General features: G+C 71.3%; 25 protein-coding genes. 19 read left to right on the forward strand and 6 right to left on the reverse strand.

The window, feature by feature from the left end; translation table 11 throughout:
• Positions 1-60 precede the first annotated feature (60 nt).
• Together E2C06_RS07095 and E2C06_RS07100 are read left to right on the forward strand one after the other, a co-directional pair.
• Positions 61-852, forward strand: a complete 792-nt coding sequence (locus E2C06_RS07095) for an enoyl-CoA hydratase/isomerase family protein (protein WP_133287904.1) — start codon at positions 61-63, stop codon at positions 850-852.
• Positions 853-854: 2 nt separating this feature from the next.
• Entirely contained in the window at positions 855-1,820 is a 966-nt protein-coding gene (locus tag E2C06_RS07100; protein ID WP_133287905.1) for a tripartite tricarboxylate transporter substrate-binding protein, read from the forward strand.
• A gap of 135 nt (positions 1,821-1,955) precedes the next feature.
• Here the strand turns inward: E2C06_RS07100 and E2C06_RS07105 are convergent, their stop codons facing one another.
• Positions 1,956-2,792, reverse strand: coding sequence for an NAD(P)-dependent oxidoreductase (locus E2C06_RS07105; RefSeq protein WP_133287906.1), 837 nt, complete (start codon positions 2,790-2,792; stop codon positions 1,956-1,958).
• A 39-nt stretch (positions 2,793-2,831) separates the two neighbouring features.
• Between E2C06_RS07105 and E2C06_RS07110 the strand changes: the two genes are divergently transcribed.
• The 16 genes from E2C06_RS07110 to E2C06_RS07185 all read left to right on the forward strand — a co-directional run bounded on the left by E2C06_RS07110 (position 2,832) and on the right by E2C06_RS07185 (position 17,897).
• Positions 2,832-3,731: an ABC transporter substrate-binding protein gene (locus tag E2C06_RS07110; RefSeq protein ID WP_133287907.1), complete on the forward strand. Its 900-nt coding sequence runs from the start codon at positions 2,832-2,834 to the stop codon at positions 3,729-3,731.
• Positions 3,728-4,450 carry a maleate cis-trans isomerase family protein gene (locus tag E2C06_RS07115; protein WP_206664457.1) on the forward strand — a complete coding sequence of 241 codons (723 nt, stop codon included), beginning with the start codon at positions 3,728-3,730 and terminating at the stop codon, positions 4,448-4,450. Before E2C06_RS07110 ends, E2C06_RS07115 begins: the two co-directional genes overlap by 4 nt.
• Before the next feature lie 77 nt (positions 4,451-4,527).
• A complete protein-coding gene (locus tag E2C06_RS07120; protein ID WP_206664458.1) occupies positions 4,528-5,523 on the forward strand; it encodes a TRAP transporter substrate-binding protein in 996 nt (331 codons plus the stop codon).
• The gene (locus tag E2C06_RS07125; protein ID WP_133287908.1) at positions 5,524-6,021 is read left to right on the forward strand and encodes a TRAP transporter small permease; all 498 of its coding nucleotides are present in this window, start codon (positions 5,524-5,526) and stop codon (positions 6,019-6,021) included.
• Positions 6,018-7,298, forward strand: a complete 1,281-nt coding sequence (locus E2C06_RS07130) for a TRAP transporter large permease (RefSeq protein WP_133287909.1) — start codon at positions 6,018-6,020, stop codon at positions 7,296-7,298. Before E2C06_RS07125 ends, E2C06_RS07130 begins: the two co-directional genes overlap by 4 nt.
• Before the next feature lie 21 nt (positions 7,299-7,319).
• Positions 7,320-8,291: a Bug family tripartite tricarboxylate transporter substrate binding protein gene (locus E2C06_RS07135; protein WP_165982260.1), complete on the forward strand. Its 972-nt coding sequence runs from the start codon at positions 7,320-7,322 to the stop codon at positions 8,289-8,291.
• Between the two features lie 9 nt (positions 8,292-8,300).
• Positions 8,301-9,158, forward strand: coding sequence for an FAS1-like dehydratase domain-containing protein (locus E2C06_RS07140; RefSeq protein ID WP_133287911.1), 858 nt, complete (start codon positions 8,301-8,303; stop codon positions 9,156-9,158).
• A complete protein-coding gene (locus E2C06_RS07145; RefSeq protein ID WP_133287912.1) occupies positions 9,158-10,351 on the forward strand; it encodes a CaiB/BaiF CoA transferase family protein in 1,194 nt (397 codons plus the stop codon). Before E2C06_RS07140 ends, E2C06_RS07145 begins: the two co-directional genes overlap by 1 nt.
• Positions 10,352-10,362: 11 nt before the next feature.
• Positions 10,363-11,223 carry an HpcH/HpaI aldolase/citrate lyase family protein gene (locus E2C06_RS07150; RefSeq protein ID WP_133287913.1) on the forward strand — a complete coding sequence of 287 codons (861 nt, stop codon included), beginning with the start codon at positions 10,363-10,365 and terminating at the stop codon, positions 11,221-11,223.
• 14 nt (positions 11,224-11,237) lie between these two features.
• Positions 11,238-12,515 (forward strand): fumarylacetoacetase, encoded by a 1,278-nt coding sequence (gene fahA, locus E2C06_RS07155; RefSeq protein ID WP_206664459.1) that lies wholly within the window; start codon positions 11,238-11,240, stop codon positions 12,513-12,515.
• 70 nt (positions 12,516-12,585) lie between these two features.
• Positions 12,586-13,695, forward strand: coding sequence for a CaiB/BaiF CoA transferase family protein (locus E2C06_RS07160; RefSeq protein WP_133287915.1), 1,110 nt, complete (start codon positions 12,586-12,588; stop codon positions 13,693-13,695).
• A gap of 71 nt (positions 13,696-13,766) precedes the next feature.
• Entirely contained in the window at positions 13,767-14,975 is a 1,209-nt protein-coding gene (locus E2C06_RS07165; protein ID WP_206664460.1) for a lactonase family protein, read from the forward strand.
• A 75-nt stretch (positions 14,976-15,050) separates the two neighbouring features.
• Positions 15,051-15,416 carry a nuclear transport factor 2 family protein gene (locus tag E2C06_RS07170; protein ID WP_133287916.1) on the forward strand — a complete coding sequence of 122 codons (366 nt, stop codon included), beginning with the start codon at positions 15,051-15,053 and terminating at the stop codon, positions 15,414-15,416.
• A gap of 5 nt (positions 15,417-15,421) precedes the next feature.
• On the forward strand, positions 15,422-15,823 hold the full coding sequence (locus E2C06_RS07175; protein ID WP_133287917.1) for a hypothetical protein: 402 nt from the start codon (positions 15,422-15,424) through the stop codon (positions 15,821-15,823).
• A gap of 39 nt (positions 15,824-15,862) precedes the next feature.
• Positions 15,863-16,918, forward strand: a complete 1,056-nt coding sequence (locus E2C06_RS07180) for an Ldh family oxidoreductase (protein ID WP_133287918.1) — start codon at positions 15,863-15,865, stop codon at positions 16,916-16,918.
• A 16-nt stretch (positions 16,919-16,934) separates the two neighbouring features.
• Positions 16,935-17,897, forward strand: coding sequence for a Bug family tripartite tricarboxylate transporter substrate binding protein (locus E2C06_RS07185; RefSeq protein WP_165982261.1), 963 nt, complete (start codon positions 16,935-16,937; stop codon positions 17,895-17,897).
• On the opposite strand, the gene E2C06_RS07190 is transcribed toward E2C06_RS07185, so the two are convergent.
• The 4 genes from E2C06_RS07190 to E2C06_RS07205 form a co-directional block, all read right to left on the reverse strand.
• Positions 17,884-18,396 (reverse strand): GFA family protein, encoded by a 513-nt coding sequence (locus tag E2C06_RS07190; RefSeq protein ID WP_133287920.1) that lies wholly within the window; start codon positions 18,394-18,396, stop codon positions 17,884-17,886. The two genes, E2C06_RS07185 and E2C06_RS07190, sit on opposite strands and share 14 nt — an antisense overlap.
• Before the next feature lie 5 nt (positions 18,397-18,401).
• Positions 18,402-18,728 carry a hypothetical protein gene (locus E2C06_RS07195; RefSeq protein ID WP_133287921.1) on the reverse strand — a complete coding sequence of 109 codons (327 nt, stop codon included), beginning with the start codon at positions 18,726-18,728 and terminating at the stop codon, positions 18,402-18,404.
• A gap of 80 nt (positions 18,729-18,808) precedes the next feature.
• Entirely contained in the window at positions 18,809-20,329 is a 1,521-nt protein-coding gene (gene argH, locus E2C06_RS07200; protein WP_133287922.1) for an argininosuccinate lyase, read from the reverse strand.
• Positions 20,326-20,859, reverse strand: a complete 534-nt coding sequence (locus E2C06_RS07205) for a MaoC family dehydratase (protein ID WP_277751795.1) — start codon at positions 20,857-20,859, stop codon at positions 20,326-20,328. Before E2C06_RS07205 ends, argH begins: the two co-directional genes overlap by 4 nt.
• Before the next feature lie 8 nt (positions 20,860-20,867).
• On the opposite strand from E2C06_RS07205, the gene E2C06_RS07210 reads away from it, so the two are divergent.
• A complete protein-coding gene (locus tag E2C06_RS07210) occupies positions 20,868-21,581 on the forward strand; it encodes a metallophosphoesterase (protein WP_133287923.1) in 714 nt (237 codons plus the stop codon).
• A gap of 64 nt (positions 21,582-21,645) precedes the next feature.
• Here the strand turns inward: E2C06_RS07210 and E2C06_RS07215 are convergent, their stop codons facing one another.
• The gene (locus E2C06_RS07215) at positions 21,646-23,160 is read right to left on the reverse strand and encodes a Dyp-type peroxidase (protein WP_133287924.1); all 1,515 of its coding nucleotides are present in this window, start codon (positions 23,158-23,160) and stop codon (positions 21,646-21,648) included.
• Positions 23,161-23,240 lie beyond the last annotated feature (80 nt).

Below are 23,240 nucleotides of genomic sequence, written 5' to 3' on the forward strand. Positions count from 1 at the left end.
CGGCTAAACCGGGACGAATGCCCGGCCAGCCAGGCCGTGGCGCGTCCAGGGAACCAAGCCATGCCGCTGCCAGGGCTCGAAGGCCTCGAATGCTACCGCGTCGAGGTCGCGGATTTCGTCGCCACCGTCACGCTCGACCGGCCCCCGGTGAATGCCCAGAACGGCAAATTCAGGGAGGAGACCTGCCGGCTCTTCGACGTGCTGCACGACAGCCCGGAGGTCCGCGCCGTGGTGCTGACCGGTGCCGGCCGTGCCTTCTCCGCCGGTGCTGACCTGAAGGAGCGGCCGGGGATGACCGAGCTGCGCGGCGCCTATCCCCGGCATAACCGCCTGGTCCGCGCCTGCTTCGACAGCCTGATCGAATGCGACAAGCCGATCGTCGCCGCGGTCAACGGCGCCGCCATCGGCGCCGGCGCGGTGCTCGCGCTCTGCTGCGACATCGTCGTGGTGGCCGAGGAGAGCTTCATGTCGATGACCGAGGTCGATGTCGGCCTGGCCGGCGGCGTCAAGCACGTGCTTCGCCATTTCGGCCAGTCCGACGCCCGGCTGATGCTGTTCACCGCGCGCCGCATCACCGGGCCGGAGCTGTACCGGATGAACGTCGCCTCGGCCTGCGTCCCGGGCGCCGAGCTGCTGGCGACGGCGCAGGGCATCGCCCGCGAGATCGCGCAAAAGGTGCCGCTGGCGGTGCGCGCGGCCAAGCGGTCCTTCACCCTGGCCGAGGACCTGCCGCTGCACGAGGGCTACCGCTACGAGCAATCGCAAACCGTGGCGCTGTCCTCCACCGAGGACACCCGGGAGGCGCAGCGCGCCTTCGCCGAGAAGCGCAAGCCGGTCTTCAAGGGACGCTGACGATGGTCCACCTTTCCCGCCGCACCGCGCTGGCCGGCCTCGGGGCGCTTGCCGCCGCGCCCGCCCTGGCGCAGCAACGCACCATCAAGGCCCTGCTCGGCTGGCCGCCCGGCGGGTCCTCCGACATCGTCGCCCGCACCTATGCCGAGCGGCTGCGGGCGCCGCTGAACGCCAATGTGCTGGTGGAGAACCGGCCGGGCGCCGGCGGGCGAATCGCGCTAGAGGCCTCCAAGGCCGCGCCGGCCGACGGCAGCCTGTATATCCAGACGCCCGCCTCGATGCTGACGATCTACCCGCATCTCTACAAGTCGCTGCGCTACGACGGGCTGACGGATTTCGTGCCGGTGACGACCGTCTGCGCCTTTCCCTTCGCCTTCACCGTGCGCGCCGATCACCCGGCGAGGACGCTGGCGGAGTTCATCGCCTGGGGGAAGGGGCAGCAGCAGATCGCCTGGGCCAGTCCCTCGCCCGGCACCATGCCGCATTTCGTCGGCGTCGACTTCGCCCGCCAGGCCGGGCTGCCGATGAACCACGTGCCCTATCGCGGCGGCGCCCCGGTGATGACGGACGTGCTGGCCGGCGTCATCACCGCCGGGATGAACGTGCTGTCGGAGCCGGTGCCCTTCCATCTCGGCGGGCAGATGCGGATCCTGGCGGTGAGTTCGCCGCAGCGGGTCCCCCGCCTGCCTGATGTGCCGACCTTCGCCGAGCTGGGCTTCCCCTCGCTGTCCCGGCAGGAATGGTTCGGCGTGCTGCTGCCAGCCGGCACGCCCGCCGGGGTGGTGCAGCCGCTGCATGCGGCGCTGGCCGCCGCCGCCGCCACGACCGAAGTGCGCGACGTGCTCACCAAGCTGGAATTCGCGCCCGAGATCATGGAGCCCGCGGCCTTCGCCGAGCGCATCCGGACGGAGCGCGAGAGTTGGGGGCCGATCGTCGCGGCGTCCGGGTTCAAGCCGGAGGAAGGGTAAGACAAGGTCGGGGAGGAAAACGTATTCCCTCCCCGAACCCCTCCCTTCCTTTTTGTGGGTCGGGTGCCGCCGCGCGGCGAGTGCCAGACTCAGAGAAATAGAGGAGGGTCCAGGGAGGATACTTCCTCCCCGGCCTTATGCCGGATCCTTCAGGAAGGCCGTCAGCGCCGCGGCCTTCTCCCGCGTCCCGGCCTGGTCGGCGGCCATCCCTTCATAGAATCCGGCGATCGCCTGGTAGATCTCCGCCGCCTCCGCGCCGGTGAAGTCGGCGATCTCCTCCATCTCGCCGACCCAGCGATAGGCCTTGTCGGGCATCGGCGGGACCATGCGGCCGAACCAGGCGAGCAGCTCTGGCTGGCTGCGCGCGAGCTCCGCCCGGAAGCCCTCCGCCGCGCCGGCCCGCGTCGCCGCCAGCATCATGGCGGAGGACAGCGCGACCAGCCCCTTGGTGATGCCGGCATAGGACATCTTCAGCGCCGAGGCGGCGCCGACCGGGCCGGGCGTCACCCGCACATCCAGCCCATGGTCGCGCAGCGGGCCGAGCCGCTCGGCCTCCGGCCCCGCGACGTAGAGCACGGGCGTATAGCCGTCCTCCCGCGGCGGGCCGCCGATGATGCCGCCATCGACGAAAGCCGCGCCGGTCGGGGCGAGGATGGCGGCGACCTCGGCCGCGGTCGCCGGGCTGACGGCGTTGCAGTCGACATAGATCGCCTTCCGGGGCGCGGCTTCCAGCGCCGGCGCCAGCCAGGCGGCACAGGCCTTGGCCTCGGCCGGCGGCAGGATGCTGAGAAAGATGTCGGCGCCGGCGAGCCCGGCCGCCGTCGCGTCGCGCATCCCGGCCGCCGCGGCGCGCTGCGCGCTGGCGGCGCTGCGGCCCGCCAGGCTGGTCAGCACCGTGGCGCCCTTGCCCGACAGGCGGCGGCCGATCCCGGCGCCCATGGCGCCCTGGGCGATGATGGCGATGACGGCCATGCTGTGCTTCCCTCCCGGTCAAAATGGGGAAGCGCCATCATGGACCAGCTGACGCTCGCCGTCGTGTCCCGCAATTACTTCAACCTGCCCTGCTGGATCGGGCTGCATGCGGGCCTGTTTGCCGCCGAGGGGATCGATCTCCGCATCGACCATATCGAGGGCATCGAGGAGGTGAACGACCGGCTGCGCGACGGCCGCGCCCAGCTTGCCTACGGGGTGACCGAGCACGTGATCCTGGAGGCCGAGGCGGGCGGGGCACTGCGGATCATCGGCGGCAACGTCAACCGGCTGCCCTTTTCCTTCATCGCCCGCGCTGGCATCGGCAGCTACGCCGGGTTACGCGGCAAGCGGATCGGCGTCTCCTCGCTGCGGGCGGGGTCGTCCTCGCTGATCATCAGGCTGCTGGCGCGGCACGGGCTGCACTGGCCCGGCGACTACGAGCTGGTGCCCTGCGGGCCGATCCTGGCGCGCTGGGACCTGCTGCGCTCCGGCGGGATCGATGCCGGGCTGCAGGGCGCGCCGCTCGACCAGATGGCCCTGGACGAGGGCTTCGTCAGCCTCGGCAACCCGCGCGACGAGGTGCCGGAATTCCAGTTCACCAGCCTCGATGTCGATGCCGGCTGGGCGGCCGGTCACCGCGACCTGACGCTGCGCTTCTGCCGCGGTTTCCTGGCGGCGCATGAGCGCTTCTACGCGGACCAGGCGACTGCCAGCCGCATCGCCATGCAGGAGAGCGGGATCGCCCAGCGCTACGCCGACCGCGCCTGGGCGGACTATACGCGGGACGCGATCTTCCCGCGCGACGGGCAGGCGAGCGAGGCCGGTGTGAAGGCGCTGATCGAGATCAGCAGCCTGATCCGCGAATTGCCGGCCCGCCCGCGCCACGCGGCGGACTACATCGACCGGACCTGGCTGGCCGAGGCGAGGGCTTCGCTGTGACGATCGACTACGGCGACCGCGCCCGGCTCGGCCTGCTCGTCCCCTCCGGCAACAGCGTGGCGGAGCCGGAGATCCACGCCATGCTGCCGGCCGGCGTCACCGCGCTGGTCACCCGGCTGGCGCTCACCGGCAGTTCCGTGGCCGAGCTGGAGGCGATGCTGGAGGCGCTCGAGCCCGCCGCCCGGCTGCTGGCGGATGCGCGGCCGGGGCTGATCGGCTTCCATTGCACCGCGGTCTCCACCTTCGCGCCCGAGCGCGCCGGCAGCATCCGCGCGCGGATCGAGGCCGCCGCCGGCCTGCCCGCCTGCAGCACCGCCGACGGCATCCTGGCGGCGCTGGCCCTGCTGCGCGTGCGGCGGCTGGTGCTGGTCACGCCCTATATCGAGCCCGTCCATGCGCGCGAGGTCGCCTGGCTGGCGGCGCATAGGATCGAGGTCGCCGGCGGCTCCTGCCTCGGCGTCAACACCAATGGCGAGATGGCGCGCATCCCGCCCGAGGCCATCGCCACGCAGGCGCGCGATGCCGTCCGCGCCGCGCCGGGCGCCGAGGCCTGCTTCGTCAGCTGCACCGCCATCCGCTCGGCCGGCCTGATCGCCGGGCTGGAGGCGGAGCTCGGCCTGCCCGTCATCACCAGCAACCAGGTCATGGCCTGGCATGCACTGCGGCAACTCGGGATTCCGCAGGCGGTCCCCGGCTATGGGTGGCTGATGGCGTCGTAGCGGCTTGTTGCGGCGGCAGAGGAACGTATCATCGGGCCAGGGACCGGCGCCAGGCCGGCCACTGGGGAAACGATCCGATGAGCCTGATCAGCCGCCGCGGCCTCGGCGCCGCCGCCCTCGCCATGGGCCTCGCGCCCGCCGTCCTGCGCGCCCAGGGCAGGACCGTGCTCCGCATCGGCTGGACCAGCGGCGACGGCGCGCAGGATCCCTATGCCGTCGGCGCCCGGGCTTTCCAGAAGGCGCTGGCCGACCGCGTCGGCGACCGGATCGAGGTGCAGCTCTACCCCAACCGCGCCATCGGCGACGAGCGCCCGCTGGTGGACGGCATGCGGCTCGGCACCGTTGACATGGGCGTCATCACCAATGCGGTGATCGCCCAGGTCGAACCGGCCTTCCAGGTCAACGACATGCCCTTCCTGTTCAGCTCGGAAGCACAGGCGCAGAAGGTGCTGGACGGCAAGGTCGGCACCTCGCTGAAGCAGCGGCTGGAATCGAAGGGCATCCTGCCGCTCGGCTTCATGGAAGGCGGCTTCCGCCACATGATCAACAATGTCCGGCCGATCGTGACGCCGGGCGACCTCAAGGGCATCAAGTTCCGCGTCCTGCAGAGCCCCATCTACATCGAGATGTACAAGAGCCTCGGCGGCAACGCGGTGCCGATGGCCTGGGGCGAAACCTTCACCGCGGTGCAGCAGGGCGCCATCGACGGGCTCGAGGTCCCGCTCGGCATCATCGACCAGAACAAGCTCTACGAGGTGACCAAGTACCTGTCGCTGACCGGGCATATCTATTCGATGATCAGCCTGCTGGTCGCCAAACGCAGCTTCGACCGGCTGCCGGCCGACCTCAAGACCGCAGTGGCGGATGCGGGGGCCGAGGCCACGAAGGTGCAGCGCGCCTCGAACGCCGCGGCGCAGGCAGTTTTCCGCGAGAGCCTCACGAAGCACGGCATGCAGGTGAACGAGGTGCCGGACAAGGCTGCCTTCCGAAAGGGCGTGCTGCCGATGTACGAGAGCTTCAAGGGCCAGATCGGCGCCGACGTGATCAAGGACGCCCTGGCGGCGGTGGAATAGGTGCCGCTGCTCGGCCCGCTGGCGCGCGGCATCGCCTGGGTGACGCGCGCCAGCATCGCGCTCTCGGCCGCGCTGATGCTGGCCGCCATCACCTACCAGGTGGTGATGCGCTATGTCTTCGGCGACACGCCGAGCTGGTCCGAGGAGCTGGCCGTGCTGCTGTTCAGCTGGTCGGTGCTCGGCGGCCTCGCGCTCGGGGTGCATGAGGGGTGGCACGTGCGGCTGACCGCCCTGCCGGACCTGCTGCCGCGCGGTCCCCGCATCCTGGCGGAGCGCGCGACGGATGCGGTGACGGCGGCGCTGGGCGTGTTCCTCGCCTGGTCCGGCTGGCGCTTCCTCGACATCACCTCCGGCAGCGTTTCCGCCGCCATCGGCTATCCCATCGAGATCCTCAACGTGCTGGCGCCGATCACCGGCCTGCTTGTGGCGCTGTTCGGGCTCGAGCGCATGCTGCGCCCGGGCGGCGCGCTTCCCCCGGCGGAGCAGCCGCTGGCATGAGCCCGATCGCCTGGTGCCTCACCGCGGGCTTCGCCGGGCTCGTCGTGCTCGGCTTCCCCTTCGCCATCGCCATCGCCCTGGCCATCACCGCGGCGTTGCTGATCGCCGATATCGAGCCCGCCTTCCTGGCCCAGTCGCTGATCAGCGGCAGCCAGCAGTTCAGCCTGCTGGCGATCCCCCTGTTCATGCTGGCGGGCGAGCTGATGACCGCGGGCGGCCTGTCGCAGCGGCTGGTCGACCTGGCCGGCACGCTGGTGCGGCACCGCACCGGCGGCCTCGCCATGGTCGCGGTGCTGGCGGCGGTGGTCTTCTCGGCGATCTCCGGCAGCGCGCCGGCGACGACGGCGGCGATCGGCTCCATCCTCATCCCCGCCATGGCGCGGGCGGGCTACGACCGCGGCTTCGCCGCCAGCATCGCCGTTTCGGCCGGCGTGCTCGGGCCGCTCATCCCGCCTTCCATCGCCTTCGTCATCTGGGGGATCGTGGCGGAGCAGTCGATCGGCAAGCTCTTCCTCTCGGGCGTCGTCCCCGGCCTGGCGCTGGCCGGCGGGCTGCTGGTGGTCTGCTGGGTCCACGCCAAGCGGAACCACGTGCCGAAGCTGCCCCGCGCGACCCTGGCCGAGACCTGGGCCGCCTTCCACGAGGGAAAATGGGCGCTGGCCTCGCCGCTGGTTGTGCTCGGCGGCATCTATGGCGGCATCTTCACCCCGACCGAGGCGGCGGCGATCTCCTGCGTCTATGCGCTCCTCGTCGGGCTGTTCGTCGAGCGCAAGTTGACCCTGCCGATGCTGCCGGCGATCTTCTCGAATTCGATGCGCACCAGCGCCATCGTCTGCGCCATCATCGCGGTCTCGACCGGCTTCGGCATCCTGGTGGCGCAGGAACAGATCGCCTCCCGCTTCGCGCATTGGATGGCGGACAACATCCAGCAACGCTGGCTGGCGCTGGCCTCGCTCAACATCGCCTTCTTCCTGCTGGCGGCGGTGATGGACGAGATCGCCATCATGGTGATCCTCGGGCCGATGCTGATTGCCATCGCCACCCGCTTCGGCGTGGACCCGATCCATTTCGGCGCGATCATCGTCACCAACGTCGCCATCGGCATGGCGGCGCCGCCGATCGGCTATTGCCTGTTCATCGGCATGGCGATGAGCGGCCTGTCGCTGGCGCGGATCTCCCGCGCCATCTGGCCGCAGATCCTGCTGATGCTCGTGGTGCTGTTCCTGACGACCTACATCCCCGGATTCGCCCTCTTCCTCCAGCCGGCGGGGCGCTAGGATGCGCGCCAGGAGATGTCCATGACCGCTTTCCCGACGCGCCGCCTGCTGCTCGGCGGCATGCTCGCCGCGCCGGGCCTGGCCCGCGCCGCCTGGCCTGACCGGCCGATCCGCCTCGTCGTCCCCTTCGGCGGCGGCGGCCAGACCGACATTGTCAGCCGGGTGACGGCGGAGGCGCTGTCGGCGCGGCTCGGCCAGCCGGTGCTGGCGGACAACCGCCCGGGCGGCAACGGCAACCTGGCAGCGGAGACGGTCGCGCGCGCGGCGCCGGACGGCTATACCGTGCTGGTCGCCGGCGCAGGGACGAACAGCGGGCTGAACGCGCTGCTCTACAAAGGCATCACCTACGATGCCGAGCGCGACTTCACGCCGGTCGGGATGTTCTGCACCACGGCGAACATGCTGATCGTGCACAACTCGATTCCCGGTGACGATTTTTCTGCCGTGCTGGCCTGGATCAAGGCCAATCCGGGGCGCTTCACCTATGCCTCGGCCAGCGTCGGCGCCATCACCCACCTGATCATGGAGGATATCGGCGCGCGGCTGGGCCTCGAGATGGTGCACGTACCCTACCGGCAAAGCACCCAGGCGATGGCCGACATGCTGGCCGGCCGCGTGCATGCGCGCTGCCTCGGCGTGCCGGAGGCGGAGGCGATCCGTGGCGCCGCGGGCGTGCGGCCCGTCGCGCTCACCACGCCGGCGCGGCAGCCGGAATGGCCCGGCATCCCGGCGATGGGCGAGAGCATTCCGGGCTTCGAGGCCAGCGCCTATTTCGGCCTCGCCGTGCCGTCCCGCACGCCGCCCGAGGCGGTGCAGCGGCTGAACGCCGCCATGAACGACGCGCTGCGCGACGAGACGGTGCGCGCCGCCTACGCCCGCGTCGGCGCCGATGCCGCCGCGCCCAATGCGCCGGAGGAATTCGCCGCCCGCGCCCGCCAGGACGCGGTGCGCTGGGGCGGCATGATCCGCCGGTTGAACCTGATCGCCGAATAGGATCGCATAATGTCCGAGACGCTTAGCCCCGAGCTGCAATCCTGGGTCGGCCGCACCCGCGTGGTGGAGGAGGATGTCGGCCTGGCTGCGGTGCGCCGCATCGCCGGGATGCTCGACATGGATCCCGCCAGCTTCAGGAACGGCGACCTGCTGCCGCCGCACTGGTTCACCCTGTTCTTCGCCGATGCTCCGCGCCAGAGCGAAATCGGCCCCGACGGCCACCCGAAGCCCGGCGTCGTCCTGCCGCCGATCCCGCTGCCGCGCCGCATGGGTGCCGGGCGGCGGGTGACGATCCACGACAGCCTGCGGGTCGGCGATGTCGCCAGCAAGACGGCGGAGGTCGCCGCGATCGTGCCGAAGCAGGCGCGCACCGGCTTCATTACCGTGCTCACCATGCGCCATACCATCCGCCGCGGCGGCCAGGTGATCGCGGTGGACGAGTTCGATGCCATTTACCGGGAAGCGGTGAAGCCCGGCGAGAAGAGCGGCACGGGCGCGCCGATGTCGGCGCCGAACGATCCCGCCTGGGGCATGACAAAGCACCTGACCGCGCCGTTGGTCTTCCGCTACTCCGCCATCACCTGGAACGCCCACCGCATCCACTACGACGCGGATTATTCCCGGCAGGAGGAAGGCTACCCGAACACGGTCCAGAATGGCGGCCTGACCATGCAGCTGCTGCTGGACGCGGCGGTGGCGCATACGCCGGGCAGCTTGCGCGGGTTCTCCGCGCGGCTGACCCGGCCGATCCATGTCGGCGACACCATCACCTTGTGCGGCCATGCGGCGAAGGACGGCAAGGTACTGGCCTGGGTGCAGGACCGGGACGGCAACCTCTGCGCCCAGCTCGACTGCGAGTTCGCCTGATGGCCGGTGGGCCGCTTGAGGGGGTAAGGGTGGTGGATCTGACGACCGTCGTCGTCGGGCCGATCTGCACGCGCACGCTGGCCGACCAGGGCGCCGAGGTGACCAAGGTGGAGGCGCCGGGCGGCGACATCCTGCGCTACCTCGCGGCCGGGTCGCGCTCCCCCGCCATGTCCGGCAAATTCATGAACTTCAACCGCAACAAGCGCGCCATCACGCTCGACATCAAGAAGCCCGCAGGGCTCGCGGCGCTGAAGCGGTTGATCGCCGCGGCGGATGTCTTCGTCTCCAACGTCCGCCCCGCCGGGCTGGCGCGGGCGGAGCTCGATCCCGCCTCGCTGGCGCAGCTGAACCCGCGGCTGATCCATTGCGGCATCGTCGCCTTCGGCGAGGGCGGCCGCTACGCCGGGCGTCCGGCCTATGACCCGGTGATCCAGTCGCTCTCCGGCGTCGCCGGCACCTTCGAACGGGCGACCGGCGAGCCGCGATTCGTGCCGATGGTGATGACCGACCACATCACCGGCCTGGTCGCCGCGCAGGCGATCGGCTTCGCGCTCTACCGGCGCGAGAAGACCGGGCAGGGCGAGGCGATCGAGGTGCCGATGTTCGAGACGGCAGCGAGCTTCGTGATGAGCGAGCATCTCGGCGCCGCCACCTTCGATCCGCCGGAAGGCCCGACCGGCGATGCCCGCCTGCTGAGCCCGGACTACCGGCCGCTGCCGACCAGGGACAGCTACATCACCGTCCAGCCCAACAGCAACCCGCAGGCTTTCGCCTTTTTCGACGCGATCGGCCGGCCGGAGCTGAAGGACGACCCGCGCTTCAACACGCCGATCGCCCGCACCGAGAACGCGGCGGAGTATTTCCGCGTACGCGTCGACGGGCTGGCGCGGAAAACCACCGAGGAATGGCTGGAGATCTTCGCCGCGGCCGACGTGCCGGCCGCGCGCTATAACAGCCTCGACGACCTGCTGGATGACCCGCACCTGCAGGATGTCGGCTTCTGGCAATTCGACGAGCATCCGACCGAGGGCCGCATCCGCCGCACCCGAACGCCGGTGACCTTCGCCGGCGGCATGCGGGCGGAGACGCTGCCCGCGCCGCGCCCCGGCACGCAGACCGATGCCATCCTGGCGGAGGCCGGCTACAGCGCGGCCGAGATCGCCGCGCTGCGCGAAGCCGGCGCCGCGCAATGAGGACCACGCCCATGACGCTGCCGAACTGGCGCTCCCTGCTCTTCGTCCCGGTGACCGCCGAGCGCTTCGTCGCCCGCGCGCATACCCGCGGCGCCGACGTCATCATCCTCGACCTCGAGGACAGCATCCCGCCGCCGGAGAAGGACGCGGCGCGCGCCGCGCTGCCGGCCGCGGTCGCGGTGGTCGGCCAGGGCGGCGCCGAGGTCGCCGTGCGCATCAACCGGCAGCTGGAAATCGCCATCCCCGACATCGCCGCCGCGGTTCGGCCCGAGGTCACCGCGCTGATGCTGCCGAAGGTGATGGGGCCGGAGCACATCAGGCTGCTGTCGGAAGTGGTCGGCGCGCGCGAGGCGGCGCTCGGCCTGCCCATCGGCCGCACCCGCTTCATCGCGCTGGTGGAGACGCCGCAGGCGCTGCCGCACCTCTACGCCATCGCCGCGGCCGATCCGCGCATGGCGGCGATGGCGGTGGGCAGCGAAGACCTCTCGACCGAGCTCGAGGCGGTGCCGGGTGCCGACATGCTGTATCCTTTCGGCATGATGGTCGTCGCCGCCACGCGGGCGGCCGGCATCATGCCGCTGGGCTCGATCGGCGCCTTTGCCGATTTCAAGGATCTGGATGGCTACCGCGCCGCCCTGAAGCGATCGCGCAAGCTGGGCTTCGCCTGCACCTCCTGCATCCATCCGCTGCACGTGCCGATCATCAACGAGGAATACGGCGTGGCGCCGGCCGAAGCCGACCGCGCCCGCCGGCTGATCGCGACTTTCGAGGAGGCTTTGGCCAAGGGCGCCGGCGCCGTTGCCTTCGAGGGCGCGATGATCGACCTGCCCGTCGTGGAACGCGCGCGCCGGCTGCTGGCGCGGGCACGGTGACGAAGGAGATGAGCATGGACGCCACCCACGACCCGCAGCGGCGCAGCTTCGTCGCCTCCGCCAATGGTCACGCGGATTTCCCGATCCAGAACCTGCCGCTCGGCATCTTCAGCCCGCGCGGCGGCGTGGCGCGCGGCGGCGTGGCGGTCGGCGACAGCATCCTCGACCTCCCCGCCGTCGCGCCTCTGCTGGCGGGCGAGGCGCGGCGCGCGGCGGAAGCGGCCGCGGGCGATGCGCTGAACGCCCTCTTCGCCCTCGGTGGCGGGCCGCGACGGGCCTTGCGCGCGGCGCTATCCGACCTGCTGGCGGAGGGCAGCGCGCAACAGGCGGCGGTGCGGCCGCACCTGCACGACGCCGCGGCCTGCACGCTGCACCTGCCTGCCAGGATCGGCGACTACACGGATTTCTTCGCGGGCATCCACCATGCCAGCAATGCCGGCAAGCTGTTCCGGCCGGAGAATCCGCTGCTGCCGAACTACAAGTATGTCCCGGTCGCCTATCACGGCCGGGCCTCCTCGGTGCGCGTCTCCGGCAGCGACGTCCGCCGACCGAAGGGCCAGCGCAAGCCGGCGAACGAGACGGTGCCGAGCTATGGCCCGAGCCGCAACCTCGACTATGAGATGGAGTTCGGCATCTGGATCGGCGCCGGCAATGCGCAGGGCGAGCCGATCCCGATCGCCGGGGCGGCCGACCACATCGCCGGCTTCTGCCTGCTGAACGACTGGTCGGCGCGCGACATCCAGGGCTGGGAGGCGCAGCCGCTCGGCCCCTTCCTGGCAAAGAACTTCCATACTTCGATCAGCCCCTGGGTGGTCACGCCGGAAGCCCTGGCGCCTTACCGCATCGCCCAGGTGCCGCGGCCAGAGGGTGACCCGAAGCCGCTCGATTACCTTTGGGACGAAGCCGACCAGGCGCAGGGCGCGCTCGACCTGGCCGTGGAGGTCCTGCTGCATACGCAGAAGGGCGGGCCCTTCCGCCTCTCGCTCTCCAATACCAGCCATCTCTACTGGACCTTCGCGCAGATGCTGGCGCACCACGCCTGCGGCGGCTGCAACTTGGCGCCGGGCGACCTCTTCGGCAGCGGCACCATCTCCTCCCCGACCGAGGACGGCTTCGGCGCGCTGCTGGAGATCACCCAAGGCGGCCGCAAGCCCATCGCCCTGCCGAACGGCGAGGAGCGGCGCTTCCTCGAGGATGGCGATACGGTGGTCTTCCGCGCGCAGGCCAAGCGGGACGGCTACGTCACCATCGGCTTCGGCGAATGCCGCGGCACGATCCTCCCCGCGACATGACGATCCGGTCGGCGGAGCGCCGCAGGGCGCAAAGCCGTGCACCCACCCGCGCTCCGAAGGAGCCATGGAGATGAGCGTCCTTTCGGGGATCAAGGTCGTCGAGCTCGGCCAAGTGCTGGCCGGGCCCTTCGCTGGTGCCATCCTCGCCGATCTCGGCGCCACCGTCGTCAAGGTGGAAAAGCCCGATGGCGGCGACGATGCGCGGCAGATGGGCCCCGCCTTCCGCCACGGCGACGCGCTGAACTTCCACGAGTTCAACCGCGGCAAGCGCAGCGTTACGCTCGACCTGAAATCGGCCGAGGGCGTCGCGGCGCTGCACGACCTGCTCGCCGATGCCGATATCCTGGTGCACAATCTCCGCCCCGGGGTGGCGGAGGCGCTGGGCATCGGGCCGGATCCCGTCACCGCGCGGCACCCGCGGCTGATCTACTGCGCCATGGGCGCCTTCGGCCACAAGGGGCCGCTCGCGCACAGGCCGGGCTACGAGCCGCTGTTCCAGGCCTTCGCCGGCCTTTCCTCGATCACCGGCGAACCCGGCGGCCCGCCGGTGCGGATGGGCGCCAGCGTGGTGGACCAGGGGACGGGCATGTGGACCGTCATCGGCGCGCTGGCCGCGCTGCAGCAGCGCGCGCGGACCGGGCGCGGCTGCGTGGTAAATACGTCCCTGTTCGAGACGGCGCTGATGTGGGGCGGACAGAAGATCAGCGCCTATGTGAACCAGGGTTCACACCCGGTGCGCCACGCCTCCGGCCATCCGAACTTCGTCCCGTACCAGGCCTTCGACTGCGCCGACGGGCCGCTGCTGGTCTGCTGCGGCAATGACCGGCTTTTCCGCAAGTTCGCCGATGTGCTCGGCCGGGATTGGCCGGCCGACCCGCGCTTTGCCACCAACCGGCAGCGGCTGGCGAATCAGGCCGCGCTGCTGCCGGAGATCGCGGCGCTGCTGCGCCTTCGTCCACGCGCCGAGCTGGCCGAGGCGCTGGTCGCCGCCGGCGTGCCCTGCTCCCCGGTCAACACGATCCCGGAGGTTCTGGCGGAGCCGCAGACCGCGGCGATGGAGATGCTGCAGCCGGTGCCGGGCGAGGATTTCTCGCTCGTCGCCATGCCGCTCTCCTTCGATGGCGAGCGCCCGCGCATCCGCCACGGCGCGCCGCGGCTGGGCGAGACGCCGCCCGGGTGAGGATTGCGCCGCGGCGCTGCCGCGCCGCATGCTGATGCCCGGCCGGCAAACGGTCCTCGGGAGGAAACAGCATGAACCAGGTCACGGGCGCGCCCGGGCGGCGCGCCATCCTGTCCGCCGCGATTGCCTCGCCGGCATTGCTGCCGGCGGCACCATCCTCAGCCGCGGAGAAGAAGACAATGGCCGCCGCCGCGCCCCTGCATGCCTATGTCGGCACCTTCACCACGGCGCAGCGGAAGGCGCGCGGCGAGGGGATCGGCGTCTTCCGCGTCGATCCCGCCACCGGCAGCTGGACGCATGTGCAGACGCTGGGGGAGCAGGTGAATCCCTCATTCCTGCATCTCTCGCGCGACCAGCGCTTCCTCTATGCGGTGCATGGCGATGGCGATTACGCCACTGCCTATGCCGTCGATCCCGCCAGCGGCCGCATCCGCGAGCTCAACCGCGCCGCGACCGGCGGCAAGAACGGCGTGCGGCAGGCGATCGACCCTGCCGGTCGCTGGCTGGTGGTGGCGAATTACGGCAGTGGCACCGTCGCCGTGCTGCCCATCCAACCGGACGGCATGCTCGGCGACCAGCAGCAGCTGGTGGAATTGCCGGGCAAGCCGGGACCGCACAAGGTGGAGCAGGCGATCTCCCACCCGCATGACGTCGTCTTCGATCCCTCCGGCCGCTTCGTCGTCATCCCCGACAAGGGGCTCGACCGCACCTTCGTCTTCGCGCTCGACGGGGCCACGGGCCGGCTCTCGCCGGCGGGCAATGAGGGCTTCATGCAGGCGCGCGCCGGGGCCGGGCCGCGGCACATGGCCTTCCACCCGAAGCGGCCCGTCGCCTGGGTGCTGAACGAACTCGACAGCACAGCCACCACCTGCCGCTGGGATGCCAGGGCGGGCACGCTGACGCCGGTGCAGACCATCACCACGCTGCCGACCAACTTCAATGGCGACAGCACCTGCGCCGAGATCGCCGTCTCGGCCGATGGGCGCTTCGTCCATTGCTCCAACCGCGGGCATGACAGCGTGGTGAGCTACGCCGCCGATCCGCAGACCGGCGTGCTGAGCGCGATCGGCTGGACGCCCAGCCAGGGCAGGGGGCCGCGCTACATCGGCCTCTCGCCCGATGGCCGCTTCTTGCAGGCGGCGAACGAGCAGGGCGACAACGTCGTCACCTTCCGCGTCGACGCGAAGACGGGGAAGCTGACGCCCACCGGGCAGAACCTCGCCTGCAAGAGCCCGGTCTGCATCGTTTACGCCGGCGGCGGCACTTTACCCCGCGCGTAATCGCGGCGGCGCGCCCGGCCTGGAATCCTGCCCGCGTGCCCGGCATCCCGCCGGGCCGCTCGGAGGGCCCAGACCATGTCCGAACATTCGCCGCTGATCGACCGCTACATCGCCTGCTGGAACGAGGCCGATGCCGCGCGCCGGCAGGCGCTGATCGCCGAAACCTTCGCCGAAGGCGCGACCTATTGCGACCCGATGCTGCAGGGGGAGGGCCATGCCGGCATCGCCGCGCTGATCGCCGCGGCGCAAGGGCATTTCCCGGGGCTGCGCTTCAGCCGCCGGGGCGAGGCCGACGCGCACCATGACCGCCTCCGCTTCAGCTGGGACCTAGGGCCCACGGGCGCGGCACCGGTCGCCGGCGGCACCGACATGGCGGTGGTCGCGCCGGATGGCCGGCTCGCCGCCGTGACCGGCTTCATCGATTTCGCGCCGAAGGGGTGAGCGCCATGGAACGCATCGTCCCTTCCGACTTCCTGCGCCGCGTGCTGCTGGCGGACGCGGCCTGCAGCGGCGCCATGGGGCTGCTGCTGGCGCTCCTCGCCGGACCGCTTTCGCGCTGGTTCGGCCTGCCCGCGGCACTGCTGCTGGAGGTCGGGTTGTTCCTGCTGGCCTTTGCAGCCTTCGTCGCGGTGCTCGGCCTCCGCCAAGCCTCGCCGCGGCTGCTGGTCTGGCTTGTGATCGTGGGCAACGCGCTCTGGGCGCTGGACAGCGTCCTGCTGCTGGTCTCCGGCTGGGTCGCGCCGACCGCGCTCGGCGGCACCTTCGTCGTCGCCCAGGCGCTCGTCGTCGCCCTGCTGGCGGAGCTGGAATATACGGGCCTGAGGCGTTCCGCGCCCCTCGCCGCCTGAGCGCGCAGCGTATAGGCTCGGCGGTCAGGGAGGCCATTCATGACCGCAGGCAACGTCAGCTACGACCAGCTGCGCGACTTCATCGCCGGCATCTACCAGGCGGCGGGCGTGCCCGCCGCGGATGCCGGCACCGTTGCCGGGCTGATGGCGCAGGCGGACGTGATCGGCGCCGATGGCCATGGCGTCTTCCGGCTGCCGCAGTATATCCGCAGGATCCGCGCCGGCGGGATGAACCCCCGCGCCGTGCCGCGCGTCGTCGAGGAACGCCCGGCCTCGGCGCTGATCGACGGCGACAACGGGCTCGGCCATCTCGCCACCAGCATGGCGGCGCGCACGGCGATCGGGAAGGCGCGGACGCAGGGCGTGGCATGGTGCGGCGTCCGCAACGGCAACCATGCCGGCCCGGCCAGCCTCTATGCGCGCATGGTGCAGGAAGCCGGGATGATCGGCCTCTACCTCGCGGTCGGCAGCGCCAACCACCTGCCGCCCTGGGGCGGACTGGAGCTGCTGCTGTCCACCAACCCCATCGCCGTCGCTGTGCCGGCCGGGGAGGAACCGCCGATCGTGCTCGACATGGCGACCACCGTCGCCGCCTATGGCAAGGTGAAGGTCAAGGCGCAGCGCGGGGAGGCGATGCCGGAAGGCTGGATGATCGACCACCAGGGCAATCCGCTGACTGACCCGAAGCGCGCCAACGAGGGCCTGCTGCTGCCGATCGGCGGCTACAAGGGCTATGGCCTGGCGCTGATCTTCGGCCTGCTGGCCGGCACGCTGAACGGCGCGGCGATGGGCCGCGACGTCGTGGACTTCAACGCCGACGACACGACGGTGACGAATACCGGCCAGGCGGTGCTGGCGATCGACATCGCCGCCTTCGGCGACCCGGCGGAATTCCGCCGCAGCGTCGATGCGCTCTCGCGCGACCTGCGCGGCAGCAGGCGGCTGCCCGGCGTCGACCGCATCTGGCTGCCGGGCGAGCAGAGCCGGCTGACGCGCCTCAAGCGCGAGGCGGAGGGCGTGCCGATTCCGCCGGCGCTGCGCAGCCAGCTCGATGCGCTGGCGCGCGATCTCGGCGCCGCGGCGCTCGCGGCCTGAAGGGGAGGGACCGGCCATGCTCCGACGCATCCTGCTCGCCGCCGCGCTGCTGCCCTTCGGGGTGCAGGCGCAGGAGGCGCCCTTTCCCAGCCGCCCGATCACCCTGCTGGTCGGCTTCGCGCCCGGCGGCGGCACCGATATCCTGGCCCGGCTGATCGCGCCGAAGCTGTCGGAGGAACTGGGCCAGCCCGTGGCGGTGGAGAACCGCACCGGCGGTGGCGGCACCATCGCCGTGGTGGCGACGGCACGGGCGAAGCCGGATGGGCACACCGTCACCCTCGGCACCGTCAGCAACAACGTCCAGGTGCCGCTGGCGATGAAGGCGCCGCCCTTCGATCCGCTGCGCGACGTGACGCCGCTGACCCAGGTGGCCAGCGTGCCGCTGGTGATGACGGTGCCGGCGAGTTCCCCGGCGCGGGACGTGCAGGGCTTCGTCGCGCTGGCCAAGGCCAATCCGGGCGGGTTCAACTTCGCCAGCAACGGCGTCGGCACCAGCCAGCACATGGCGGCCGAGCTGTTCATGCTGGCGACCGGCACGCGCATGGTCCATGTGCCCTATCGCGGCAGCGGCCCGGCCTCGATCGACCTGGCGGCCAATGTGGTGCAGGTGAATTTCGACACGCTGTCGACCGTGTTGCCGCATATCCGCGGCGAGCGGCTGCGCGGCCTGGCGGTGACGACCCGGGCGCGCTCGGACCAGCTGCCCAGCGTGCCGACGATGATCGAGAGCGGCCTTGCCGGCTACGACATCGACCTCTGGTACATGCTCTTCGGCCCGGCCGGCCTGCCGGATGCGGTGGTGCTGCGCTGGTCGGAGGCGCTGGGCCGCGCGCTGCGGGACGAGACACTGCGGACCCGGCTGCGCGAGTCAGGCTTCGATGCGAAGGGCGGCACGCCGGCCGAGGCCGCGGCGCTGGTCCGCGCCGACATCGCCCGCTACGGCGAGGTGGTGCGCCGTGCCGGGATCAGCCTGGACTAGGACCTTGCCCCTGTGGCGGGTGGCCAGCGACGGACCGCAGCCAGGCGAGGCCGTCCTCGGGCTGAGTCTCGAACCGGGCGTCGCCTTCGGGCAGGATGACCCAGGGCTGCGCGCTGCGGGTCCAGAAATGTGCGGTCGGTCGCAGCCAGGCGGTATCGTCCAGCGTGCCGGCGCGGACCACGACGAGGCTGCCCGCCGCCGCCGTGCCCGGCCTGGCGCCGTTGCAGATCCAGGTCCCGCAACCTCGGCAGACCCAGCGGGTCACCACGCGCCCGCTATCGGCGGGACGCTGGAGGGCCTGCACCTCCCCGCCGGTGAAGCGGCACGCCTCCGCGGCGATGACGAAGGCCGCGGAGAAGGCGCTGCCCGTGAGGCGCTGGCAGGCGGTGCAGTGGCAGGTATAGGCGGCCAGTGGCGGCCGGGTGATTTCGTAGCGCACCGCGCCGCACAGGCAGCCGCCGGTCTGCGGCAGGGTGATCGGACCACCTTCGTCCGCCATCTGCCTTAGCGTCGTCTCGCGGGGGCCTGCTGCGGTGGCGCGGGCGGCGCGCTGTCCGCCGGCGGCACGATGTAGCGCGGCTGTTCATAGGTGACGATCGGCGGCGCGTAATAGGCGGGCGGTGCCAGGACCACCGGCGGCGGGTAGTAGGCTGGCGGATAGTAATAGGCCGGCGGCGGGTAGTAGTAGGGCCGCGGCCCCCAATAGGCGGGCGGGCCGACATAGACGCCGAAGCCGCCGCCATGCCAGCCGCGCGCCCCGGCGGCATGCGGGGCGAAGGTCACGGCAAGGCCGAGCGCGGCGGCAAGCCAGGCGGCGCGACGGATCGACATGATGCACCTTCCCGGGGCGGCGCCCGATGCGGCCTCTTCGATACACATAATGCGCCGCTGCCGCAGGTCAAAGCCGGAGGTCAGCGCGCCGCGGGACCGGCCATCTCCCGTGCCGCCGCTAGGCAGCGGTCGCGCGCCGCGGCGATGCGGCGGGCGATGGCCTCGACCGCCGCGGCATCCCGCGCCAGCGCGGCCTGCCGCGCCGCGAGCAGCCGGGCGATCTCGGCCGGCGCCGGGCCGCCGAGCACCGTGCGCGCCCGGATATTCGCCGCCGGGTCCAGCGCCTGGGCCACCGCCGCCTCGGGGACCCCGAGAGGCCTGCCGAACAACGCCGTGGCGGCACGGTCGAGGTCGGCGCTGCGGATGGCATCCGCCGGCAGCCCGGCCGCGAGCGCATCGCGCACCACGAGCGCCACCACGTTGTGCGCCATGCGGAAGGACATCCCGCTCTCGCGCACGATGACATCGGCCAGCTCGGTCGCGCTGCCGAAGCCCTCGGCCGCGGCGCGGGCCATGCGTTCGGGCCGCAGGGTGAGGCCGGCGAAGACCTCCTCCATCACCGCCAGGATGCGGCGGCTGCGCAGCGCCGCGTCCAGGATCGGCTCGTTCACCGCGGTCACCGCGTCGCCCACATCGGCGAAGGGGGTGTTCTTGTTGCAGGTGAGGGCGGCCGTGAGCGCCCCCTGGATCATCCCCGCCGCAGCGCGGACATGCTCGAGCGCCGCCGGGTTCTTCTTCTGCGGCATGATGGAGGAAACGGCCGAGTGCCGGTCCGCCATTTCCACGAAGCCATATTCCCAGGTGGACCAGGATATCAGGTCGGTCGCCAGCCGCGACAGGAAGGTGGCCAGCACGGCCAGCGTCGAACAGGCTTCCAGCCCGTCGTCATGCGTGCTGACCGCGTCGTAGGCGATCTCGAGCGGGCCGGCGAAGCCGAGCAAGTCCGCGGTGAGGCCCCGGTTGAGCGGGAAGGCGGTGGTGGTCAGCGCCCCGGCGCCGAGCGGGCACCGATCGGTGTGGGCCAGGGCGCCCGCCAGCCGCGCCTGGTCCCGCGCCAGCACGTCGGCGGCCGAGAGCAGCCAATAGCCGAAGGTGACGGGCTGGGCGTGCTGGCTATGGGTGTAGCCGGGCATCACTACCCCGGCGTGTTTCTCCGCCAAGCGCAGCAGCGTGCCGCGCAGGCCGAGCAGCGCGCGCTGCACCGCGATCAGGTCGCCGCGCAGCGCCATCCGCCAGGTGGTGGCGTTCAGGTCGTTGCGGCTGCGCCCGGTATGCAGCCGTCCCCCAACGTCGGGGCCGAGCGCCTGGACGATCCGCCGCTCGACATAGGAATAGAGATCCTCCGAGCGATGGTCGACCGGCACGCTCTCCGGCCCCTGCGCCGCAAGGTCCAGCACGGTGCGGAGGCAGGCGGCGATCGCCTCCCGCCCCACGATTCCCTGGCGTTCCAGCATCAGCCCATGCGCGCAATGCGCCCACATCTCGTGGTCGAAGACCGCGGCCTGGGCGCGGGCGACGGCTGGGCGGTAGTAGCTCTCGACCAGCAGGGCGGAGGGCGGTTCCTTCACCCGCTCCCGCAGGCCGACCTCTGGCTCGCTCACTCGTAGACCAGCGACAGGGTCTCGGCGACCAGGGCCGGACGGTCGCTGCCCTCGACCTCGACCGTCGCCTCCATGGTGACGCGGGCGCCGCCCTGGATCGGCTCCAGGGCCTTCAGCGTCAGGTGGCCGCGGATGCGGGATCCGGCCGGCACCGGCGCGGTGAAGCGCACCTTGTTCGAGCCGTAGTTCACCCCGCGGCTGCGCTGCTTCACCTTCCAGATGCCGTGGTTCAGCTTCGGCAGCAGGGAGAGCGTGAGGTAGCCATGCGCGATGGTCTTGCCGCCCGGCATTTCCTTCTTCGCGCGCTCGACATCGACGTGGATCCACTGGTGGTCGCCGGTCGCCTCGGCAAACTGGTCGATCATCGTCTGGTCAACCACCAGCCAGTCGCTGCTGCCGAGCTTCTGGCCGATATGCTTCGGCAGGTCGGCGATGGTCTCGATCTCGAGCATGGTTTCCTCCGTCTTGCTTGGACGGAATTCCTGCCACGCCCCGCCGGGCTTGGCCAGCGGCGCGCGGCGGGGGATCATGCGGCGTGATGTTCGATTTCCAGCCCGCCCCCGGAAGCCTGCCGCCCTGCCACCGCGCCTATGCGATCGGCGACGTGCATGGCTGTGACGACCAGCTGGCCAGCCTGCATGCAATGATTGCGGCCGACTTGGCGGCGCGGCCGGTGGCGGCGCCGTTGCTGGTGCACCTCGGTGATTATGTCGATCGCGGGCCGGACAGCGCGGGGGTGGTGGCGCGGCTGGCCGGCGGGTCACCGCTGCCGGGGGTGCCGGTGGTGAACCTGATGGGCAACCACGAGCGCACCATGCTGGACGCGCTGCATGGCGAGCGGGCCGCAGTGACGGACTGGCGGATCAGCGGCGGGCGGGAGGCGCTGGCGAGCTGGGGGCTGGACGCCGATGGCGATCCTGCCCTTTGGGCCGCCGGCATCCCGCCGGCGCATCTGGACTTCGTGCGGGGGCTGGCGCTGCACCACCGGCTCGGCGGCTACCTTTTCGTCCATGCCGGGCTGCGGCCGGGGCTGGCGCTGGAGGAGCAGTCCCCCGACGACCTGATCCGCATCCGCCATGCCTTCCTGAACTCCGAGGCGGATTTCGGCGCCGTGGTGGTGCATGGCCATTCCCCGACCCGCGGCCCGGTGGTCCGGCCGAACCGGATCGGGATCGATACCGGCGCGGTCTTCGGGCGGGAGCTGACCTGCCTGGTTCTGGAGGAAGACCGGCTGGCCTTTTTGCAGGCCTGACGGTCAGGCCCGATGGTGCGGTCCGCCCGGCCGGGAACCCCGGCCGGGCGACGTCGCGGCGATGCTACAGCCCGACGCCCCGCAGGAAGGACAGCGACGGCGCGAAGAAGTACTCGCCGCCCTTCATGTGCACGAACTGGGCGAAGCTCTGCACGCTCGGGCTCGCGCCCTGCGTATGCCCGTCCAGGTAGGTGTGCTGCCGCTGCGACGCCGTGCCGGTCTGGCCGATGACCGGGTCCACCCCGGTCGGCGGCCGGCCCTTCGCGGCATTGAGGTTGCCGACGAAGTCCGGGTTGTCCGCCCAGGACTGCTGGGTGAACTCGAACTGCGCCTCCAGGTCGGCCATGTAGGCCATGAAGAGCAGGCCGGAATCATGCACCGGCTCCCGCCCCGCATCGTCGAATTCGCGGCCGTCCTTGCTCATCGGCCGCTTGGCGCCATAGGTGATGCCGCGCCGCGCCATGATCGGCTTGCGGTCGCCGGTATTGTCCGGAAGGTTGAGCTCGCGCTGGATGTCGCCGCGCGGGTTGGTCTTGCGGATATGCGCGTGGAAAGGGCATTTCGCGCCATCCGGATCGCCGGCATAGGTGAAGCCGTTGGGCACCGCCTGCTCCTGCTCGGACGGGTGCAGCACCAGCGGCGTGCCATCCTCGAACCGCCCCACCACCATGGCGCCGGCGCGGTCCAGTTGGACCTGGGTCGCGTTGGCGCCGAACAGCGCCTTGCCGAGGTCGTCTTCCGCCTTGTTGAAGCCGCGGACATCCTGTTCCAGCTTGCGGAAGACGAAGTAGCTGCCGGCCGAGTGGGACCGCCGCCCGTTCGGGTCGGCGACGATGAACTGGGACGGCTTGAAGCGCGGCGACCAGGGTGCGCCGGTGTCGCCCGCGCCGCGCGGCTCGGCGGCGACGCTGGCCTCCTCCGGCTCCAGATCCTCCTCGAGGAAGAGCGGCTGGCTGCGGCCATCGACATAGCCGAAATGCTCGACGCCCTCGGGCTTGGCGTTCGGGCGGAACTGACGGGTCTGCTGCAGCCCGCGCTCGATCACCAGGATGCGGACGCCGGTGCCGTTCAGCCAACCCTCGACGTCCTCGAGGTCGCGGGTGACGGCGGCGGCGTCTGCATTGGCGACCAGGAACATCGCGTCCGGCGCATGGTCGCGCCAGCCCACCTTGTCCCAGGCGGCGCGCGGCGGATCGTTCAGGATGGACTGCCGCGCCGCCATGCCGGCGGCGAAGGCCGCACCCGCCGGCATCGTGGCGTGCCCGCCGAGCGCGGTGTAGCCGCCGGCACTGAGGAACAGGCAGCGCACCGGCCCGCCATCGAGATGGGGCGGGTAGCGCTTGTTGGTGCGGAGCTGGGCATAGGCGCTGGTGCAGTAGCGCCCGAGCGTCCGCACCACCTCGGCCACGGCGTCCGGCGTCATGCCCTTGAAGCTGAGGAAGAGATGCGCGGCGTGGTGCCTGCCATGGCCTTTCAGGATGTTGGCCTGCAGGTCCTCCAGCAGGTCGCGCAGGTCGGGGTCGGTTGCCGCCGCCTTCCAGCGGATCGGTGCGTCGAGCAGCGGGTTGAGGCCTGGCATCTTGCCGTCTCCTTGAAAATGCGTGCGGGAAAACTTGAGATCAGAAATCGTCCTTCCGGCCACCGCGGGATCACTGCCGC

Origin of the sequence: Dankookia rubra (assembly GCF_004355005.1) — a bacterium.
Lineage (GTDB): Bacteria > Pseudomonadota > Alphaproteobacteria > Acetobacterales > Acetobacteraceae > Paracraurococcus > Paracraurococcus ruber_A.

Bases quoted from the DNA above. Each gene is read 5' to 3' on its own strand.
- E2C06_RS07095 (WP_133287904.1), top strand. From the start codon at position 61: ATGCCGCTGCCAGGGCTCGAAGGCCTCGAATGCTACCGCGTCGAGGTC.
- E2C06_RS07100 (WP_133287905.1), top strand. From the start codon at position 855: ATGGTCCACCTTTCCCGCCGCACCGCGCTGGCCGGCCTCGGGGCGCTT.
- E2C06_RS07105 (WP_133287906.1), bottom strand. From the start codon at position 2,792: ATGGCCGTCATCGCCATCATCGCCCAGGGCGCCATGGGCGCCGGGATC.
- E2C06_RS07110 (WP_133287907.1), top strand. From the start codon at position 2,832: ATGGACCAGCTGACGCTCGCCGTCGTGTCCCGCAATTACTTCAACCTG.
- E2C06_RS07120 (WP_206664458.1), top strand. From the start codon at position 4,528: ATGAGCCTGATCAGCCGCCGCGGCCTCGGCGCCGCCGCCCTCGCCATG.
- E2C06_RS07130 (WP_133287909.1), top strand. From the start codon at position 6,018: ATGAGCCCGATCGCCTGGTGCCTCACCGCGGGCTTCGCCGGGCTCGTC.
- E2C06_RS07135 (WP_165982260.1), top strand. From the start codon at position 7,320: ATGACCGCTTTCCCGACGCGCCGCCTGCTGCTCGGCGGCATGCTCGCC.
- E2C06_RS07140 (WP_133287911.1), top strand. From the start codon at position 8,301: ATGTCCGAGACGCTTAGCCCCGAGCTGCAATCCTGGGTCGGCCGCACC.
- E2C06_RS07145 (WP_133287912.1), top strand. From the start codon at position 9,158: ATGGCCGGTGGGCCGCTTGAGGGGGTAAGGGTGGTGGATCTGACGACC.
- E2C06_RS07150 (WP_133287913.1), top strand. From the start codon at position 10,363: ATGACGCTGCCGAACTGGCGCTCCCTGCTCTTCGTCCCGGTGACCGCC.
- fahA (WP_206664459.1), top strand. From the start codon at position 11,238: ATGGACGCCACCCACGACCCGCAGCGGCGCAGCTTCGTCGCCTCCGCC.
- E2C06_RS07160 (WP_133287915.1), top strand. From the start codon at position 12,586: ATGAGCGTCCTTTCGGGGATCAAGGTCGTCGAGCTCGGCCAAGTGCTG.
- E2C06_RS07165 (WP_206664460.1), top strand. From the start codon at position 13,767: ATGAACCAGGTCACGGGCGCGCCCGGGCGGCGCGCCATCCTGTCCGCC.
- E2C06_RS07170 (WP_133287916.1), top strand. From the start codon at position 15,051: ATGTCCGAACATTCGCCGCTGATCGACCGCTACATCGCCTGCTGGAAC.
- E2C06_RS07175 (WP_133287917.1), top strand. From the start codon at position 15,422: ATGGAACGCATCGTCCCTTCCGACTTCCTGCGCCGCGTGCTGCTGGCG.
- E2C06_RS07180 (WP_133287918.1), top strand. From the start codon at position 15,863: ATGACCGCAGGCAACGTCAGCTACGACCAGCTGCGCGACTTCATCGCC.
- E2C06_RS07185 (WP_165982261.1), top strand. From the start codon at position 16,935: ATGCTCCGACGCATCCTGCTCGCCGCCGCGCTGCTGCCCTTCGGGGTG.
- E2C06_RS07190 (WP_133287920.1), bottom strand. From the start codon at position 18,396: ATGGCGGACGAAGGTGGTCCGATCACCCTGCCGCAGACCGGCGGCTGC.
- E2C06_RS07195 (WP_133287921.1), bottom strand. From the start codon at position 18,728: ATGTCGATCCGTCGCGCCGCCTGGCTTGCCGCCGCGCTCGGCCTTGCC.
- E2C06_RS07205 (WP_277751795.1), bottom strand. From the start codon at position 20,859: ATGATCCCCCGCCGCGCGCCGCTGGCCAAGCCCGGCGGGGCGTGGCAG.
- E2C06_RS07210 (WP_133287923.1), top strand. From the start codon at position 20,868: ATGTTCGATTTCCAGCCCGCCCCCGGAAGCCTGCCGCCCTGCCACCGC.
- E2C06_RS07215 (WP_133287924.1), bottom strand. From the start codon at position 23,160: ATGCCAGGCCTCAACCCGCTGCTCGACGCACCGATCCGCTGGAAGGCG.